Below are 18,587 nucleotides of genomic sequence, written 5' to 3' on the forward strand. Positions count from 1 at the left end.
TATCAGGCTTTTTTTGTTAGGAAGGTTTTTTAAAGCTTAGAAAGAATTATTTATGGATAAAGGAGAGATTTGAGATGAATATACGTAAACTGTCAGTAAATGAAACACCTCCGTTAACACTGCTGCTGTCTGCAGATCCTTCTTCTAGTCATATCCATGATTATTTAAGCAGAGGACAATGTTTTGTGGCAGACAGTAATAACACAATAGCAGGTGTATATGTTCTTCTGCCAACACGACCTAAAGTTGTGGAATTAGTGAATATTGCAGTCGCTGAAGCGATGCAAGGACGCGGTATCGGAAAGCTGCTTGTGCATGATGCCATTAATTGGGCAAGACAGCAAGGATTCAGGCAGATAGACGTTGGCACAGGCAACTCGAGTATCGGTCAGCTGGCATTTTATCAGAAATGCGGGTTCCGTATTGTTGGTATCGATTTTGATTTCTTTAAAGATTATGAGGAAGAAATCATTGAAAACGGGATTATATGCAGAGACATGATTCGGCTTTCGCTGGAACTGTAGCAAAAACATACTTGCAAGAAAATTAAGTTGTTCGTCTAGAAAATCTCCTGTTGTTCGGCACATTTGCCCTCCATTTTCATACAATGAATTAGGCTTAAGCTTTAATTTATCAGCTTCAAAAATTATCGCACACTAGTCTCCTATCCCGCATAGGATGAAATGAAAATGAATGAGGAGGTTTCGCTCGAAAATGGGAGAATATAGAGAGATTATTACAAAGGCAGTCGTTGCGAAAGGACGTAAATTTACAAAATCCAACCATACGATCTGCCCAGACAACAGCCCTTCCAGCATTTTAGGGTGCTGGATCATCAACCATACGTACGAAGCGGAAAAGAATGGCAAGACAGTAGAAATAAGCGGTTACTACGATATCAACGTTTGGTATTCCTATAACGACAACACACAAACAGAAGTCGTAACTGAACGGGTTGAATATACAGATATCGTGAAATTAAAATATCGTGATCCAGATTGCCTTGATGATCATGATGTGATTGCACGTGTGCTTCAGCAACCGAACTGCATTGAAGCAGTTATCTCACCAAACGGCAACAAAATCATCGTTCATGTGGAAAGAGAATTTTTAGTGGAAGTAATCGGGGAAACAAAAGTAGTTGTTGAAGTGTTCCCAGAGCATAAAGAACATGATGGCGATGATGTATGGGGCTTGGATGTTGAGGATGAAGAGTTTGAAGATTTGAACCCTGATTTCCTTGTAGGCTCAGAAGAAGAATAGAACTAGGAGGTTCTCCTAGTTCTTATTTTTTAAAAAACAGTCTGCTTTAAGCAATTGCTTAAAGCAGACTGTTTTTTTTCTGGCAGAAGGAACCACCTGAAACAAAGTGTCCCGATATGCTATAATGGTAGAATAATAAATTTGAATTAATGTGAGCAACATCTTTTTGGAGGATTTTATGACAACGTACACGCCCATGATACAACAATATTTACAAGTAAAGGCAGATTATCAGGATGCCTTTTTATTTTTCCGTTTAGGCGATTTTTACGAAATGTTTTTTGATGATGCAATTAAAGCATCACAAGAATTGGAAATCACGCTGACGAGCAGGGAAGGCGGGGGAAATGAACGGATTCCAATGTGCGGAGTTCCCCACCATTCAGCGAAGAACTATATCGAGCAGCTCGTTGAGCGCGGCTATAAGGTGGCAATATGCGAGCAGACAGAAGACCCGAAGCAGGCAAAGGGAGTTGTCCGCAGGGAAGTTGTTCAGCTGATTACACCTGGAACGATGATGGAAGGGCGAAACCTTTCCGATAAGGAAAATAACTATATTGCCACAATCACGGTATTGGATAACCATACATATGGTTTTGCCTATAGTGATCTGTCAACAGGTGAGTGTAAAGCGACTAAAACAACGGGTTTTGATACAGCTTTAAATGAATTGTCCTTGTCAGGAGCAAAGGAGGTCATCATCAGCCCAGATTTTCCAGAAGACAGCAAAAAACGCATGCAGGAGCGTGCTCATTTAACTTTGTCCTATGAAAACGATGCTGCTGTTTTCGAGCAGTATGGTGTGTTGTTGGCTGAAGTCCATGATGAAGCACTGCAATCTACTGTGAGCCGATTGTTTGCTTATCTTTACCGAACACAAAAACGAAGCCTTGATCACTTGCAGCCCGTGTCTGTATATGTGATTGATGACTTTATGAAAATTGATTATTTCTCAAAACGCAATCTTGAACTGACAGAAACAATCCGCTCGAAAGGGAAAAAAGGCTCTTTGCTGTGGCTGTTGGATGAGACGAAAACAGCAATGGGAGGCAGGCTCTTAAAGCAATGGATTGACCGTCCGCTCTTGAACAGAGATAAAATCGCTGAAAGACAAAACATGGTAGAGGTCATGATCAGCCATTATTTCGAAAGAATGGACTTGCGCGAAAAGCTGAAGGAAGTGTACGACCTAGAAAGACTTGCCGGAAGAGTTGCTTTCGGGAATGTGAATGCACGGGATCTTGTGCAGTTGAAGAAATCGCTGCAGCAAATTCCGGCAATTCAAGAGCTTGTCGCTCAATTCGGCACTAATGAAGCAAACTTGCTTGCAAGTGAACTGGACCCTTGTGAAGAGGTTACAGATTTGCTGGAAACAGCGATTGTGGAAAATCCGCCGCTATCTGTCAAGGAAGGCAATATCATTCTTGATGGTTATAATGAAGAGCTTGACAAATACAGAGATGCGAGCCGCAACGGTAAAACCTGGATTGCCCAGCTAGAACGGCAAGAGCGGGAAAAAACAGGGATTAAGTCGTTAAAAATCGGTTATAACCGTGTGTTTGGCTACTATATAGAAGTGACGAGAGCAAATGTGCATTTGCTGCAGGAAGGCCAATACGAGCGAAAACAAACATTGGCAAATGCAGAACGTTATATAACACCAGAGCTGAAGGAAAAAGAGAGCCTGATTTTACAGGCAGAAGAAAAAATAGTAGAGCTGGAATACGACTTGTTCACAATCATCCGTGAAACGGTGAAAGACTATATTCCAAGACTGCAGATGTTAGCGAAAACCGTCAGCGCACTAGATGTGCTCCAATGCTTCGCAACCGTCAGCGAAGACCGCCGTTATGTGAAACCTGCTTTTTCTTCTGAAAGAGTGCTGCACATTCAAAATGGACGCCATCCTGTTGTCGAGAAGGTGATGAATTCACAAAGCTATGTGGCTAATGGCTGTTTAATGGATGCTGACAGAGAGCTGCTGCTCATTACAGGTCCGAATATGTCTGGTAAAAGCACGTATATGAGGCAAGTGGCTTTAACTAGCATTCTTGCACAAATCGGCTGCTTTGTCCCGGCAGAGGAAGCGACATTGCCAATCTTTGACCAAGTTTTCACTAGAATCGGGGCAGCAGATGATTTGATTTCTGGACAAAGTACCTTTATGGTAGAAATGCTAGAAGCTCGCAATGCCTTGCTGCATGCAACAAAGGACAGTTTGATTTTATTTGATGAAATTGGCAGGGGGACAAGCACCTATGATGGCATGGCCCTTGCTCAAGCAATAATTGAGCATATTCATGATATAGTCGGTGCGAAAACATTATTCTCTACCCATTATCATGAGCTCACAGTGCTCGATCAAGAGCTTGCCCGCCTAAGCAATGTTCATGTAAGTGCCATGGAGCAAAACGGCAAAGTCGTCTTCCTTCATAAGATTAAAGAAGGAGCGGCAGACAAGAGCTACGGAATTCATGTCGCACAATTGGCAGAGCTTCCGCCAGAGCTGATTGACAGGGCACAGGAACTTCTGTTGTCACTTGAGCAGAAAGAAGATGGCAAGCAACCTGCTGCACAAGTGATTGTGAAGGAGGAAACTCCAGCAGTTGAGAGTAATGGAGATGCCCAGCTGTCATTCTTTGATGAAATGCAAAACCAAAAACCTGCTGCTAAATTGGCAGGAAAGGAAAAACAAATTCTTCAGAAAATCAAATCACTCGATATTTTAGATATGACACCAATGCAGGCATTAAACACATTATATGAACTGCATAAAAAGATAAAAAACGATTAAGTTCACATAAAAGAAGAGGTGAAGACAGTGGCAAAGATATTTCAACTCGATGATGCACTTTCCAATAAAATCGCTGCAGGAGAAGTAGTCGAAAGGCCAGCCTCTGTTGTTAAAGAATTAGTAGAGAACAGCATTGATGCAAACAGCACCAATATCGAAATCTTTATCGAGGAAGCAGGCCTGCAAAGCATCCGCATTCTCGATAATGGCGCAGGCATTGAGGAAGAGGATGTGCTGACTGCCTTCTCCCGTCATGCTACAAGTAAAATTAAGGATGAAAACGATCTTTTCCGCATCCGCACATTAGGTTTCAGAGGCGAGGCTTTGCCAAGTATCGCTTCTGTCTCCCATGTAGTACTGACAACATCAACTGGAGAAAAAGGTACAATGGTCGAGCTTGAAGGCGGTCATCTTAAGAAGCAAGAGAGCGCTCCAGGACGAAAAGGCACGGAAATCACTGTTTCTAATCTATTCTTTAATACACCGGCACGTTTGAAATACATGAAATCCATTCATACAGAGCTTGGCAATATCACAGATATCGTTAACAGGCTTGCATTATCGCACCCTGAGATCAGCTTCCGCCTTGTTCATAATGACAGGAAGCTGCTTCATACGAACGGAAACGGCGATGTTAGGCAAGTTTTGGCAAGTATTTATGGGTTAAATATAGCGAAAAAGATGATTCCGATAACAGGAAAGTCACTGGACTTTACCCTTTCAGGCTTTATGGCGCTCCCTGAAATAACGAGAGCCTCCCGCAATTATATTTCAACGATGATTAACGGCAGGTTTATTAAGAACTACTCCCTTGTGCGCAGTATTCAAGAAGGCTATCATACATTGCTGCCAATTGGCCGATTTCCAATCGTTCTTTTGAATGTGGAAATGGATCCGATGCTAGTCGATGTTAACGTCCATCCATCTAAAATGGAGGTTCGCTTCAGCAAGGAGCAAGAGCTCAATGAACTGGTGAGTGAGAGTATTAAAGCAGCGTTCAAAAAGAAGGAATTAATTCCAGCCGGCTTTATCCGTGAAAAAGCGAAAGCACCGAAGGACGAGCAAACAGCGTTCTCCTTTGACCAAGCCAGGGAAAATCGTCAGGAAATGCCGAAACAGCAGGCACAGCCATTTGCTTTCTCCAATACAAGCATTGATTATGCACCAGTAGACACAGCTCCGCTCCAAAATGCAGAGCGGCCAGAACTGTTTTCAATGAAAGAGCCTCCGGTTGAGGAGCCACTATACACAGAAGAAACTGCTTTTCCAAATGTTCCAGAACCAGTAGTGGATACCAGCGAAGACACGTGGGAAGAGGAAGTGCTCGAAGATGTGGCAGCGGAAAACCGCGTTCCGCCATTATACCCAATTGGGCAAATGCATGGCACCTATATTTTCGCTCAAAACGAAAGAGGCTTGTACATTATCGACCAGCATGCCGCCCAAGAGCGCATCAAATACGAATTTTACCGCGAAAAAGTCGGTGAAGTTCATAACGAGCTGCAAGAGCTGCTGATTCCACTTACATTGGAATACTCATTAGATGAATGGATGAAGATAGAGGAAAACAAAGCAGAACTAGAAAAAGTCGGCGTCTTCCTCGAGCCATTCGGCCAGCAAAGCTATCTCGTCCGCTCCCATCCGCAATGGTTTCCAAAGGACGAAGAAATAGAAACAATTGAAGAAATGATCGAACAAGTCCTTGCCATGAAAAAAGTCGACATCAAGCTGCTCCGGGAAGAAGCAGCCATCATGATGAGCTGCAAAGGCTCCATCAAAGCAAACCGCCATCTCCGCAATGACGAGATTGAAAGTTTGCTTGAAGAGCTCCGCCACACATCAGATCCTTTCACTTGCCCACATGGCAGGCCGATTATTGTTCATTATTCTTCTTATGAGATGGAGAAGATGTTTAAGAGGGTGATGTAGGAGAACCCCTTGTTAAATATTTTAAAAAAGCCTTTAGTAAAATTCTATTTATAGGTCTTTTTACTTGGAATTAGGAATTTTTTACTATATAATAAATATTGCTGATTAAGTTCAAGTATTATTGCAGACCTTATTCTTATGTAAACTTTACGGGTAAGGTCTTTTTTTTACTTAGTATGTTAAAAGCCCCTAATTAGAGGGGCTTTTTGCAATTACATATCCTATTGATTTAAGGGAAAATACTCAGGCGGAGTTGGCCGGGACTTCGTTATCAAGTGATGGCTAAACCTTGCTGTAAGTAGGGGTTTATATTTCTTTTTTATAAGGGGATATCTTTAAAAAGGAAAGCCAGTTATAGCTTTCTTTACTATTTATTAGAAATAATCTTAATGTGAGTAATAAGATATTAATTTCTGTGTGTTATTCTTCAGATTAGCAAAAAAATTGATGAGCTTAATAACCTTCATTTTCATCCTTCTTTATTCATCACTTATCTTCTTCAAATCTATCGGGACTTTTAGCATAGCGTGCTCCATTAAATTTAGTTATCTTTAATGCAGTTACTTCAGTAATTTTCCGGTCATATTCCAGTACAGATAGTAAAAATAAACTCAAAGAAGAATCTATATAGATTCTTCTTTTGAATACAGCTGTTAATGAGATTACTTTGGTTATATGTTTTCTACTAAACTATCCAATTCCGGCTGCAATTTATTACGCAGAACATACAGCATAAAGGCACCAACAAGAAATGCGACGGCATCTGCAATGACAATCGACCAAACGACCCCTTCAAATCCATATAAATGATTGGCAATAAACAATACAGGAATCAGCGTAATTCCTTGAATAATGGACATAATAAATGCGGCAGTTCCTTGTGCTGTTGCTTGGAAGATGCCTGTAAATAGTGTGGTCATTCCTGTAATGAACAAGGATAGAAACGTTACATGTAAAATATAGCTGCCCATTTCAATTAATTGCGGGTCAGTTGTAAATAAACCGATTAAGTGGTCGGATACAAAGTAAACGGCGATGCCGAACACGACTGCTAATGTCACAATTGCTTTAATCGTAAATCCAATCGTAGTTTTCATACGTAATTTATTTGCTGTGAAAGCGAAGGCAATTAATGGCACGACTCCTTCACATAAGCCCATTACAATAAACTCAGGAAATTGCAATAAACGAGATGAAATTCCGTATGCCGCTACAGCCTGTTCCCCGTAATCGACAAGAAAATGGTTAAAGATAAGCGACATTGCACCTAAAAAGATGCTCATGATAAAGATTGGAATTCCAACTTTACTTACATTGCTCAAAATCTCTTTGGAGGCTTTAAACCATTTTAAAGAGATCGTTAAAAATGGGCTCTTTTTTCCTATATGGTAGGCGAAATAGGCACTCGCAGCCAAGTTAGAAATAACTGTAGCAGTTGCAACACCAATCACGTCCCAATGGAATACGAAGATGACTAAAGCATCAAGAATAATATTTAAAACAACACTGAGAATCATCCCAATCATCGATGTAATTGCTGCACCCTCTGAGCGTACGATATTCTCCAGTGTGAAAAACAATATAACGAATGGGGAACCAATAATCATAACTGTTACATATTCTTTTGTGAATATAAAGGAGTCTGACATTGCTCCCAAGCCATGAACAATTGAATCAATCAACGGAAGACCTACGACTATCATAATAAGACCGAGAATTAAACTGCTGTAAAAGGCAAATGAAGACACATGCAAGACATCATTATATTTTTTCTCTCCTAGCAAACGGGAAATAAATGTACCGCTGCCCATGCCCACTAAATTGCCAAATGCCATTATGATTGCGAATAACGGCAATGTTAATGCGAGTGCAGTTAACATGGCAGTATTATGGAGTGTTCCAAGGAAATAAGCATTAAGAAGGGAATATATAACATTCATTGATGAACCAATCATCATTGGTACTGCAAAGTGAGCTACAGCTTTTGCGACAGGTGCTTTTTCAAAATAATAGAGGTTTTCTGCATCCATGTTTAATCACTACTTTCTTTATAATTAATAAAAAAATTTAAATACTATACAATGACAACTTTTATCCAACAATTTAATAAACGCGTTTTAGTAGGGTTTCTATCTAACAGTGTAAGGTTGCCTCTTACAGTGTTAGATGATATCATCCTTTTATGAACCTGTAAAGCATAAACTTACACTGTTAGATAAAAGGGTGGATAATGATGAAAAAGCAGCAGCCTCAGATTTCAGAGGATAAAATTATAGAAACGTCGTGGGAGCTTCTTGGAGAGGATGGGATAGAAAAATTTAGTATGAGACGCTTGGCCAACCGGCTTGGGATACAGGCTCCATCACTGTATTGGTATTTTAAAAGCAAGCAGAAACTCTATCAACGGCTAGCAAACCATGTATCGAAGGTAATTATGGAAGAGTTCCACTCCGATGGAGACTGGAAGGAGCAACTGACAGCACTTGCGGTAACAACACGGAGCGTGCTCAGCAGATATCCATGTTCCACACAGATGATGATGATGACACTGCCCCATGAACCGGATATCATTCGCTTCACTAACCGCATGCTGCTCTGTGTTGAATCGACGCCACTTGAGCAAGGGCAGAAAATGCAAGTCGTTACGACGCTTGTAAACTATGTTTTTTACTTTGTCCTAGATGATTATCAGCATGAGCGGAATGTTTCCGTTGCCCTTAAGGAACAGGAAACACTTCCAGGTGATGAGCTGATACAACTTCTGGACAGTATGAGCGAAACAGACGCTGGATTGTTTAAGAGAATGTTCACTGGCGGGCTGTTCGAGTTGATGGGAACCGACGGAGCTTTTGAGTTCGGCGTGAAGGTGATAATATTGGGAATTGAGCAAGTAATAAAGGAACAGGAAAAATAATAGGCAAAACCCGCTCATCAGTTATCACGATGGGCGGGTTTAGTTAGGTTTACCATTTATGGGGGAGAAGAATAGCCTTGTTCTTTTCTGTCTAAGACAAGGACTTGCTTTGTCTTAAACTTTGTTGTTATTAATCTAACACTCGTTCATAATAATGTCTTTTTGACTTCACAGTTACAATAAAATGTATGATGATCCCCAATACTAAAAAACTGAAGGATCCTATTATATATACACCACGAAGTTCAAATATTTCAGCAAATAAGCCGATTGTTATCGTAAATAATAGGATTAAACCAGCTTCGAAAATCCTTAAGATACTAGAGAATCTTCCCATAATATCTACGGGTACATTGTTTTGATAGAAAGTTAAAAATCCTATATTGGCGAATGATAAGAAAAAAGTTAATGTAAAGAACCCAATAGATGCCCATATGAAATTAGGTGAAAAAGCAAAGATTATGTAGCCAATAGGGGTAAAGATGGCACCAAGTCCAATTAGAATGTTTAGATTCAATTTGTTGGCAAATAACGCATTTACTAGTGAACCACCAATAATCCCAACTCCTGCAATACTGACTAGAAATCCATATTTGCTTTCAGATAGCGCTAATACTTCTGTGGCAAAAGCTGCTTCTAAGGAATCTAAGGCAGTCATAAACACTGTAATCATACTAAATAGAACATAAACTAGCGTCACATAAATATTTTTTCTACTGAAATTAATGATATTTTTCCAGTCATTTAAGATTAATGTTATATTAATCCGCTGAATTATGATTTCCTCATTCTTTATCTCCACATTTGGAAGTAGCAAAATGACGATTGCTGATAAGGCTAATGCAAAGGAATTCGCAAATATAGCTAGGTAAGGTGACCCAACAATAAAAAGGAACCCAGCAACAGATGGCCCGATTATAAATCCGCATGAATGGATGAAGTTTCTCATTGCATTAAATTTCTGCCTACTTGTTTTAGGAATTAACTTTGTCATGTAAACCATTGAAGTAGGTTCAAAGATTGAACTGGCTATATTAATCATAAAGACTGCCACATAAATCAGAAAAAGAGAATCTACAAAAGGCAAGGTGAAAATTAATATGGCTCTAATTAAGTCTAAAATAATCATTAGATTCCTTTTGTTAAAGCGGTCAATGACAGTTCCAGACCAAAAATTTGTAACTAAGGTGGCAAGAGGTAGAAGTATATATAGTATTGATACGGCTAACGGTGACTTCGTCATATTTAAAATAATTAAGTTTAAAGCGATTAAATAAACCCATGCACCTATATTAGAAATTCCAATACCAAATAACAGTAAACTCGGGTTTTTCCATTTCATTTCAGTAACTCCTAAATATAAGATTAATAAATAAAAAAAATCTCACCTCCAAGGATAATATCCTTGGGGACGAGACTCCTTACAAGTTTAGAAGTTCGTGGTACCACCCCAGTTTATTTCTGTGTTACCATAGAAACCTTTCAAGTACAACACAGCCATTAAATGGAATGTTTATACTATTCTCTTTAACGGGAGAAAACCGGCACATAATCAATATCAGAACGAAATATCCTATATGCTGCTCTAAGGCTTGTTTCAGTGTACCATTACATCCTCCATTTCCAGCAACTGGAGTTCTCTGTTATGCTTTTGCACACTTACTCTTCTCTTCAATGCATTTATTAATGGAGATTATACATTAATTAACAGTATAAAAAAAGCAATTCTTGAAAACAATGGAAATTTTTTTGTTTGAATAAGGAAAGAGTATTTCTAGTAACAAACCGTGCTGGATAGCTAGCGGTAAAAACTTATTGGAGATTCTGCGGAGAGTTTGGCATAAAAATAGCTGCCAAAGGGCAGCCAAAATTGGTATTAATACTTACTGTCGTCATCTTCTTTTAATTTACCTGTTGTTTCCTGTAATTTACCTTTGACTTTATCTTTTTTACCATCAGCTTGCATACTCTTATCGCCTTTCGCGTTACCTATCTGATCCTTCGCTTCCCCTTTAACTTTAGATACACCACTTTTTACTTTATCTGCTATACTTTGTTTATTTTCTGCCATGATTATGCACTCCTTTTTAGTACTTTTTAGTTATATTATTTAGTACCCAGTTCATATTTTTGTTAAACGTTACTATAATCGAATGAGCTATAACGGGTAGTTTACATAGAATTTCTTACTATGTATAACTTATATTAAAATATTGATGCATTCTAATAAGGCGATGAAAGATAGTTTTACCGCTCTGGTACAATAGTAGTAGCTTTCATAGAATAGATTTAAAATAAATGGATAAGGAACAAATCGGGCAGGATTGTCCAAGAAGGTTTTTATCTAATTGGTGAAGAATTCTTTTATTCATATAGTGCAATATATGGGAGGACTAATCATGATTAAAGGAATATATGAAGCACATTTACCTGTCAGTAATTTAATAACATCTATTGAGTTTTATAAAAAATTTGACTTAGAAATAGCCTATCAAAAAGAAAAATTAGCATTTTTTTGGATTGAGAAGGGAAGAAGCTGGTTAGGATTATGGGAAACAGATATGGTAAATACACCTTACCATCCTTCTTTAAGGCATATTGCTTTCCAAATTGATAGAGATAATATGCAGGATATTAAAGAATGGTTAAAAGAAAGAAACATAGATGTCTCAACAAATTTTGGCTTTCCACCTGAAAAACAGCCATTAGTATTACCAAATAATCCACAAGCACATGCCGCAATCTATTTTAAAGATCCAGATGGAAATAGTATTGAATTGATTTCTCCGTTAAGATTGGATTATGAAGAAGAGTTTAAAATGATGACATTAGAAGAATGGTATAAATTCAAATAAATTATCCTTTTTTAATAGTCGAATCTAATAACAGAGATTAAAGCTGAGATTGAATAATAAATTGAGAAGATGTGGAATAATTCTAATAGATATAAACAGAAAGTTAGTAGGATAAACGATTTATGAATGAATACCTCGCTTTTAATAATGAAATACGCAGCAATACTTAATTTTCACTTAGTTATTGCTACGTATTTTTTTGAAGATTGAGGAGAAATTTATTTCTCAAATTCGCAAATAGCCAGACATAAAGCATCTTCGTTTAATTGGTCAGAAACTTTTTGTATATAATCTCCAATAAGGAGCAAATAGCATTATTAACTTGTACTAAAAGACGTATAAGATTGTATGTGTTCTTGTTCACTCCATTAAATAATTGATGAAGTGAATCTATGATATTGGTGGAGTAGAAGAATGTTTGAGCGAATAGAAAATAGGAATTTAAAATGATTATTACCCTCATCTGAAAAGATATGGTATATTAAGAACAAAACTTATTAAACATGTTTAATAAGTTTTGTTCTTAATAGAGAGATTTAACTTCTACAAGGACCCGTACTTTAATGGTGGAAGGATAAAACTACTGGAGGTCAAAGTATGACTATTAAGCTCATAGCAGTTGATATGGATGGTACTTTTCTAAATAATCAAATGGAATATGATAAAGAGCGATTTTTTAAGCAATATAAAAAGATGAAAGAGCTAGGAATACGATTTGTTGTTGCAAGTGGAAATCAATATTACCAGTTGAAATCATTTTTTGATGATATACAAGATGAAATTAGTTATGTTTCTGAAAATGGTGCTTTTATAGTCGATCAAGGTGAAGAAGTATTCTCTGTTGACATTCCAAAAAGCCACGTGAAGGTAATCCTAGAAGAATTGGGGTCACATAATAAATTTACAACTGTGTTATGTGGCAAAGAAAGTGCCTATGTTCTAGAAGAGGTTTCTGATACGTTTTTTAATACGATGAATAAGTATTATCACCGCTTGAAGAGGATTCCAAGTTTTGATAATGTAAATGATCAAATTTTAAAATTTGTCTTATCTTGTCCAGAGGATGAGACGCTTCCGTTAAGAGACTTGCTTCATAGTAGCATTGGGAATTTAGTATCACCTGTTTCTAGTGGGCATGGAAGCATTGACTTAATTGTGCCTGCTTTTCATAAAGCCTCTGGAATTCAATTGTTACAAGAAAAGTGGAATATAAAAGACAATGAAACGATGGCTTTTGGTGATGGTGGAAATGATATGGAAATGTTAAAGCATGTAGAGTATGGGTTTGCTATGGAAAACGGAAGCGCTGAGGTAAAACATATAGCAAAATATTTAGCGCCATCTAATAATAATAATGGGGTATTGGATATCATAGATCAATACTTCGCTAAGCAAGGGCCATTTACATCATAAATATTGTATCGACACTATAGTGGAGCATTTTCTTTAGAAGGAATGCTCTTTTTTGTCTCAACTGTAGTATATTCAGTTTCAATTATTCCATTTAACCATCCAATTTCATATAACGTGTCTTTTTCTGATAAGCCTGAAAGGATTTGTAGATTTGAAAATAAAACTAATCATCGTGAAGAATCGACGATTTTGATAGAATAATATCCAATTTTTATGGAATCTACTAGTACTAAGCTATACAATTTTAATAGGCAAGTAATACTGGTAAATATTAAATTGACAACAAGAAATTACCTATGCTAGACTTACCTCAAGGATTGTTACCGCTTTATTGTGGGCTATACCTAATGTTTGCTTTGATTAATGAATGGCTTTAATTAATGAATTTTAAGATGAATAGGGACTATCGATGAATGTTTATAAAGTAATTAATAATAATATCGTATTGTCAAGAAATCATGATAATCATGAAATTGTCGTAATGGGAAGCGGTATCGGCTTTAAGAAAAAAGTCGGCGACGGTATTGATGAAACTCGAATTGAGAATATTTATCTCAGTTCAAAGGAGTGGAGTGTCAATAAGTTAACCCAGTTGCTTTCTTCCATCCCACTCGAACATATTCAGGTTGCCAATGAAATCATTAGCTTTGCGAAGGTTTCACTTGGAAAAAAATTAAGTGAAAACATCTTCTTAACATTGACTGATCATATTAGTTATGCAATTGAGCGCTATGAGAATGGGATGGAAATTAAAAATGCTCTTCTTTGGGAGATTAAGAGGTTTTATAACCATGAGTTCTTAATTGGCAAAGAAGCGTTATCAATTGTAAGAAACCGGCTTGGGGTTGATTTACCGGAAGATGAAGCTGGATTTATTGCCTTACATATTGTAAATGCAGAACTGGATATGGGACAAATAAGTCGCGTTTCAGAAATAGCGAAGGTTATCCAAAATATTCTAAGTATTATAAAGTTTCACTTCAAAATTGAGTTGGACGAGTATTCCCTTTATTACGAACGATTTATCACGCACTTGAAATTTTTCTTTCAACGTTTGTATAGTGATGTGAAATTGGATGATGCAGGGACAACGAGTTTTATTTTTATGTTGAAGGAAAAATATACAAACGAGTATGCCTGTGCATTGAAAATTAGGGAATATATAAAAAAGGAACTTGGAAAAGATTTAGAAGAAGATGAGTTAATCTATTTAACGATACACATAAAAAGAATAACAAATGACTAGGATTGTTACTGTTTGCAGGCTATACCTAAATGGACCCTCTGTGTTTTGAGGAATTCATTTAGGTATTTTTTTATTCATTTTTTCTAAAACGGAGGATGATAGAGATGAACTATCAAGAGTTAGCGAAATTAATCATCGACAAAGTTGGTGGTGAAGGAAATGTTAAAAGTTTGAATCACTGTGCTACACGCTTGCGTTTCAATTTAAAAGACGACACAAAAACGGATGAACAAGCGTTAAAAAACACATCCGGTATAATGGGAGTAGTAAACAAAGGTGGTCAGTACCAAGTTATTATTGGAAGCGATGTAGGAAATGTTTATAAAGAGATAACTAAGCAAACCAATATTTCAAATGAAGGGGAAGAGGCTAAAGGAGAAGATAAACGTTCTACTTTTGCAAAAGTGATTGATACAATTACAGGTATCTTCACACCGATTCTTCCAGCCATAACAGCGGCAGGGATGCTAAAAGCAGTTTTATCTGTTTTAGTTGTATTTAAGGTTTTAACAACGGAAAGCCAAAGTTATCAAGTTATTAATTTCATGGCAGATGCTGCATTCTACTTTTTGCCTATTTTGCTAGCAGCATCTTCTGCACAAAAATTTAAGACAAATATGTATTTAGCTATAATGGTTGGAGGAATCTTACTACATCCATCTTTTGTTACGATGGTAAATACAGTAAAAGAGTCTGGAGGTAGCATTCATCTTTTGGGACTGCCGATTTCAGCAGTATCTTATTCTTCTTCTGTAATACCAATTATTCTTTCTGTATGGTTTATGTCTTATATTGAACCTATTGCAGATAAACTTTCTCCAAAGGCAATTAAGTTTTTTAGTAAACCATTGATTACGATTTTTATTGTAGGAACAGTTAGTCTTGTGGTATTAGGACCTATTGGTTATTTGATTAGTGATGCTATATCAAATGGAATAACAGCTTTAGAATCTGTTAGTCCATGGATCGTGCCATTGTTGGTTGGTACATTCACTCCATTACTTGTAGCAACAGGTACTCATTATGGTCTAGTTCCAATTGGAATTAACAATCGGATGACAACAGGTTATGATACAGTGATTTATCCTGGAATGCTTGCTTCCAATGTAAGCCAAGGTGCTGCTGCTATTGGGGTTGGTATTAAATCTAAGGATACTAAGATTAAACAATTAGCTTATTCTGCTGGTTTGACTGGTCTATTTGGTATTACAGAACCTGCTTTATATGGTGTTAATTTACGCTTTAAAACACCACTTTACGCGGCAATGATTGGCGGTGGAGTAGGTGGGTTATTCATGGGGATTTTTAGAGTAAGAAACTTTTCTGGTGGCTCACCAGGTCTGCTAACATTACCTAGTTATATTGGAGACAACACATTAAGTTTCTTCTATTTTGCATGTATAGGGGCAGTTATCAGTATTGTAGTAACGTTTATTGCAACATTAATACTTTATAAAGATCCAGTAGAATCAGTAGTTGATGGAGCATCTGAACCAAAAAAACCGGCAGCAAAGGAGAAGCAGCATATAAATGGTGCAACAGTTTTATCTCCGATGCAAGGCACTTTACACGGTTTAAAGCACGTAGATGATGGCATGTTTTCAGAAGAAATATTAGGGCAAGGTGTTGCAATTGAACCATCAGAAGGTACGGTTGTTTCACCGATAAATGGTACAGTAAGCGCCGTGTTTGATTCAAAACATGCAATAGGTCTTACGAGTGAAGATGGTATAGAACTTTTAATCCATATTGGAATAGATACAGTTCAACTAAATGGCGAAGGATATGAGTATCTTATTCAGAAAGGACAAGAAGTTCGAATAGGAGATAAGTTGATTCAGTTTGACCTTGAGGGAATTAAATCAAAAGGATATAAGACAATTACTCCGATTGTGATTACAAATTCGGCAGAAGTTGGAGAAATACTAACAGCAAATGATAACGCAATTAAGTTTGGAGAAGAAATAATTAAAATAATGAAATAGGAGGAAGAATAATGGGATTTAGAAAAGATTTTTTATGGGGCGGAGCTACGGCTGCAAATCAATGTGAAGGCGGATTCGATCAAGGTGGAAGAGGTTTAGCAAATGTAGATGTTATTCCAACAGGTAGTGATCGTAGAAGTATTATTACAGGTAAAAAGAGAATGTTTGAATTTGAAGAAGGGTATTATTATCCTGCTAAAGAAGCGATTGATATGTACCATCATTTCAAAGAAGACATTAGGTTATTCGGTGAAATGGGCTTTAAAACGTATCGTTTATCGATTGCATGGAGTCGCATTTTTCCAAAGGGCGATGAACTGGAGCCAAATGAAGAAGGTTTAAAATTTTATGAAGACCTATTTAAAGAATGCCATAAATATGGAATTGAGCCTTTAGTGACAATCACCCACTTCGATTGTCCAATGCCTTTGATTGAAAATTATGGTGGTTGGCGAAATCGGCAGTTGATAGAATTTTATAAACGCTTATGTACTGTATTGTTTACTCGATACAAGGGTCTAGTAAAATACTGGCTTACTTTCAATGAAATTAATATGATTCTACATGCACCATTTCTTGGAGCAGGAATCTGTTTTGAAGAAGGCGAAAATGAGGAGCAAGTAAAATATCAAGCAGCACATCATGAACTTGTTGCAAGTGCAGAAGCAACTAGAATTGCTCACGAGATTGATCCTGAAAATAAAGTAGGATGCATGTTAGCAGCTGCTAGTTATTATCCTTACAGCTGTCGACCAGAAGATGTGTGGGAAGCAAAGAAAAACGATCGAGGGAATTACTTTTTCATTGACGTGCAATCAAAAGGAGCCTATCCAGCGTATGCGCTAAAAGAATTAGCTAGGAACAATATATCCATTGATATGAAGCCTGAGGATCTTGAAATCCTAAAGAAACACACTGTGGACTTTATTTCGTTTTCTTATTATGCTTCCCGTGTAGCAGCAGCTGAAGATTCTAATGTTGAAAAAACGGCAGGTAATCTATTCCCTACTATAAAAAATCCGTACCTCCATGCAAGTGAATGGGGATGGCAGATTGATCCTTTAGGTTTACGTATTACTATGAATGATTTATATGATCGTTATGAAAAACCTTTATTTATCGTTGAAAATGGCCTTGGTGCTGTAGATATACCAGATGAATCGGGGTATGTAGAAGATGATTATCGAATCGAATATCTAGCGGCACATATTCAGGCTATGAAAGAAGCTGTAGACGAGGATGGAGTGGACCTTCTTGGTTATACTAGCTGGGGGTGCATTGATTTAGTGTCAGCAGGTACTGGTGAAATGAAAAAAAGATATGGTTTTATCTATGTAGACCGAGACAATAATGGTAATGGTACCTTAAACAGAACGAAGAAAAAGTCATTTAACTGGTATAAGAAGGTAATTCAAACAAATGGCGAAGACTTATCGAATTAAAAGTATGATTAAATGGTAAATGAGAATAGATAGTAATATTTGCAGAAGGAGCTACTTAAAAAGTACCTCCTTCTTTATGTTTCCATCAAAAATACTCCGAATTAATCCATACTAACAGCATATTTATTATCCAAAAAAATCCCACTCATTAACAATACCCAATTTGCTCATTAAAGTCTCTAAATCAATAGACATATTGTTTTCTAGCCACCAATTTAACACCCCGAGAATGGCTCCAATATAGGCTTCTGTTCTAATGTGAAGTTCAATCGAATTTTCTTCCATAGCATAGTTTTCAACCAAGTATTTTCTTATCCCTTCTCCCATATCTCTTCGTAATATATTGCTTAGAGAATCCCTCTCTTTATTTAAAAGTTGCGAAAATAACTTATGATGTTTAGTTGCTACCGACAATATCTCTTGAAAGCTTTCAGATGGGGAAAGAGTTTTACCAGCAAGAGGTAACTCTTCTTCGGCAATCTGTCTTATAGCACTGGAAAGTAAATCATATTTATCCTGAAAATGAGTATAGAAAGTGGTTCGATGAACCATGGCTAAATCACATATCTGCTTAACTGAAATAGTTTCAAAGGCTTGTTTTTCCATAAGCTCTAATAAAGCATGGAACAGTAGCTTGCGGGTTCTTCTTATTCGGAGGTCATCTTGTTTCATTTTATCCATACAATTTCCTCTTTCTGTATAGTTATTCAACAGAACGATCATTTCATCGGTTGATGTCTTTAATT

The 18,587-nt window shown here is 37.2% G+C and carries 14 protein-coding genes and 1 other annotated feature; of the genes, 10 read left to right on the plus strand and 4 right to left on the minus strand.

The genetic code is table 11. The features are described from left to right. Positions 1-74 precede the first annotated feature (74 nt). From ACLIJJ_RS11665 to mutL, 4 genes are all read left to right on the plus strand, one after another. Complete coding sequence (locus tag ACLIJJ_RS11665) at positions 75-524, plus strand: GNAT family N-acetyltransferase (protein ID WP_233314236.1); 450 nt, start codon at positions 75-77, stop codon at positions 522-524. Between the two features lie 190 nt (positions 525-714). Then, positions 715-1,263 (plus strand): outer spore coat protein CotE, encoded by a 549-nt coding sequence (locus ACLIJJ_RS11670; RefSeq protein WP_233314235.1) that lies wholly within the window; start codon positions 715-717, stop codon positions 1,261-1,263. A 178-nt stretch (positions 1,264-1,441) separates the two neighbouring features. Further along, a complete protein-coding gene (mutS, locus tag ACLIJJ_RS11675) occupies positions 1,442-4,057 on the plus strand; it encodes a DNA mismatch repair protein MutS (protein ID WP_411410914.1) in 2,616 nt (871 codons plus the stop codon). Between the two features lie 27 nt (positions 4,058-4,084). Beyond that, positions 4,085-5,986: a DNA mismatch repair endonuclease MutL gene (gene mutL / locus ACLIJJ_RS11680; RefSeq protein ID WP_411410915.1), complete on the plus strand. Its 1,902-nt coding sequence runs from the start codon at positions 4,085-4,087 to the stop codon at positions 5,984-5,986. Positions 5,987-6,657: 671 nt separating this feature from the next. On the opposite strand, the gene ACLIJJ_RS11685 is transcribed toward mutL, so the two are convergent. Next, positions 6,658-8,016: an MATE family efflux transporter gene (locus ACLIJJ_RS11685; RefSeq protein ID WP_233314232.1), complete on the minus strand. Its 1,359-nt coding sequence runs from the start codon at positions 8,014-8,016 to the stop codon at positions 6,658-6,660. Positions 8,017-8,219: 203 nt separating this feature from the next. Between ACLIJJ_RS11685 and ACLIJJ_RS11690 the strand changes: the two genes are divergently transcribed. Further along, positions 8,220-8,900 carry a TetR family transcriptional regulator gene (locus ACLIJJ_RS11690; RefSeq protein ID WP_233314770.1) on the plus strand — a complete coding sequence of 227 codons (681 nt, stop codon included), beginning with the start codon at positions 8,220-8,222 and terminating at the stop codon, positions 8,898-8,900. 130 nt (positions 8,901-9,030) lie between these two features. On the opposite strand, the gene ACLIJJ_RS11695 is transcribed toward ACLIJJ_RS11690, so the two are convergent. Together ACLIJJ_RS11695 and ACLIJJ_RS11700 are read right to left on the minus strand one after the other, a co-directional pair. Then, positions 9,031-10,242, minus strand: a complete 1,212-nt coding sequence (locus ACLIJJ_RS11695; protein WP_411410916.1) for an MFS transporter — start codon at positions 10,240-10,242, stop codon at positions 9,031-9,033. A gap of 62 nt (positions 10,243-10,304) precedes the next feature. Next, positions 10,305-10,584: a binding site (T-box leader), on the minus strand. Positions 10,585-10,776: 192 nt separating this feature from the next. Then, complete coding sequence (locus tag ACLIJJ_RS11700) at positions 10,777-10,971, minus strand: CsbD family protein (protein WP_237941251.1); 195 nt, start codon at positions 10,969-10,971, stop codon at positions 10,777-10,779. A gap of 328 nt (positions 10,972-11,299) precedes the next feature. Between ACLIJJ_RS11700 and ACLIJJ_RS11705 the strand changes: the two genes are divergently transcribed. The 5 genes from ACLIJJ_RS11705 to ACLIJJ_RS11725 all read left to right on the plus strand — a co-directional run bounded on the left by ACLIJJ_RS11705 (position 11,300) and on the right by ACLIJJ_RS11725 (position 17,841). After that, entirely contained in the window at positions 11,300-11,755 is a 456-nt protein-coding gene (locus tag ACLIJJ_RS11705) for a VOC family protein (RefSeq protein WP_411410917.1), read from the plus strand. A gap of 597 nt (positions 11,756-12,352) precedes the next feature. Next, the gene (locus ACLIJJ_RS11710) at positions 12,353-13,168 is read left to right on the plus strand and encodes a Cof-type HAD-IIB family hydrolase (RefSeq protein WP_411410918.1); all 816 of its coding nucleotides are present in this window, start codon (positions 12,353-12,355) and stop codon (positions 13,166-13,168) included. Between the two features lie 409 nt (positions 13,169-13,577). Continuing rightward, the gene (licT, locus tag ACLIJJ_RS11715) at positions 13,578-14,414 is read left to right on the plus strand and encodes a BglG family transcription antiterminator LicT (protein WP_237941252.1); all 837 of its coding nucleotides are present in this window, start codon (positions 13,578-13,580) and stop codon (positions 14,412-14,414) included. Positions 14,415-14,518: 104 nt separating this feature from the next. After that, positions 14,519-16,399, plus strand: coding sequence for a beta-glucoside-specific PTS transporter subunit IIABC (locus tag ACLIJJ_RS11720; protein WP_233314226.1), 1,881 nt, complete (start codon positions 14,519-14,521; stop codon positions 16,397-16,399). 11 nt (positions 16,400-16,410) lie between these two features. Beyond that, positions 16,411-17,841, plus strand: coding sequence for a 6-phospho-beta-glucosidase (locus ACLIJJ_RS11725; RefSeq protein ID WP_411410919.1), 1,431 nt, complete (start codon positions 16,411-16,413; stop codon positions 17,839-17,841). 126 nt (positions 17,842-17,967) lie between these two features. On the opposite strand, the gene ACLIJJ_RS11730 is transcribed toward ACLIJJ_RS11725, so the two are convergent. Continuing rightward, complete coding sequence (locus ACLIJJ_RS11730; RefSeq protein WP_411410920.1) at positions 17,968-18,522, minus strand: TetR/AcrR family transcriptional regulator; 555 nt, start codon at positions 18,520-18,522, stop codon at positions 17,968-17,970. Positions 18,523-18,587 lie beyond the last annotated feature (65 nt).

It is taken from the genome of Niallia laureatilytica (genome assembly GCF_046613985.1).
Lineage (GTDB): Bacteria > Bacillota > Bacilli > Bacillales > Cytobacillaceae > Niallia.

Excerpts from the sequence above, each read along its gene's own strand:
- mutS (WP_411410914.1), top strand. The coding sequence starts at position 1,442 with ATGACAACGTACACGCCCATGATACAACAATATTTACAAGTAAAGGCA.
- ACLIJJ_RS11690 (WP_233314770.1), top strand. The coding sequence starts at position 8,220 with ATGAAAAAGCAGCAGCCTCAGATTTCAGAGGATAAAATTATAGAAACG.
- ACLIJJ_RS11730 (WP_411410920.1), bottom strand. The coding sequence starts at position 18,522 with ATGGATAAAATGAAACAAGATGACCTCCGAATAAGAAGAACCCGCAAG.
- ACLIJJ_RS11725 (WP_411410919.1), top strand. The coding sequence starts at position 16,411 with ATGGGATTTAGAAAAGATTTTTTATGGGGCGGAGCTACGGCTGCAAAT.
- ACLIJJ_RS11710 (WP_411410918.1), top strand. The coding sequence starts at position 12,353 with ATGACTATTAAGCTCATAGCAGTTGATATGGATGGTACTTTTCTAAAT.
- licT (WP_237941252.1), top strand. The coding sequence starts at position 13,578 with ATGAATGTTTATAAAGTAATTAATAATAATATCGTATTGTCAAGAAAT.
- ACLIJJ_RS11695 (WP_411410916.1), bottom strand. The coding sequence starts at position 10,242 with ATGAAATGGAAAAACCCGAGTTTACTGTTATTTGGTATTGGAATTTCT.
- ACLIJJ_RS11720 (WP_233314226.1), top strand. The coding sequence starts at position 14,519 with ATGAACTATCAAGAGTTAGCGAAATTAATCATCGACAAAGTTGGTGGT.
- ACLIJJ_RS11670 (WP_233314235.1), top strand. The coding sequence starts at position 715 with ATGGGAGAATATAGAGAGATTATTACAAAGGCAGTCGTTGCGAAAGGA.
- ACLIJJ_RS11700 (WP_237941251.1), bottom strand. The coding sequence starts at position 10,971 with ATGGCAGAAAATAAACAAAGTATAGCAGATAAAGTAAAAAGTGGTGTA.
- ACLIJJ_RS11665 (WP_233314236.1), top strand. The coding sequence starts at position 75 with ATGAATATACGTAAACTGTCAGTAAATGAAACACCTCCGTTAACACTG.
- ACLIJJ_RS11705 (WP_411410917.1), top strand. The coding sequence starts at position 11,300 with ATGATTAAAGGAATATATGAAGCACATTTACCTGTCAGTAATTTAATA.
- ACLIJJ_RS11685 (WP_233314232.1), bottom strand. The coding sequence starts at position 8,016 with ATGGATGCAGAAAACCTCTATTATTTTGAAAAAGCACCTGTCGCAAAA.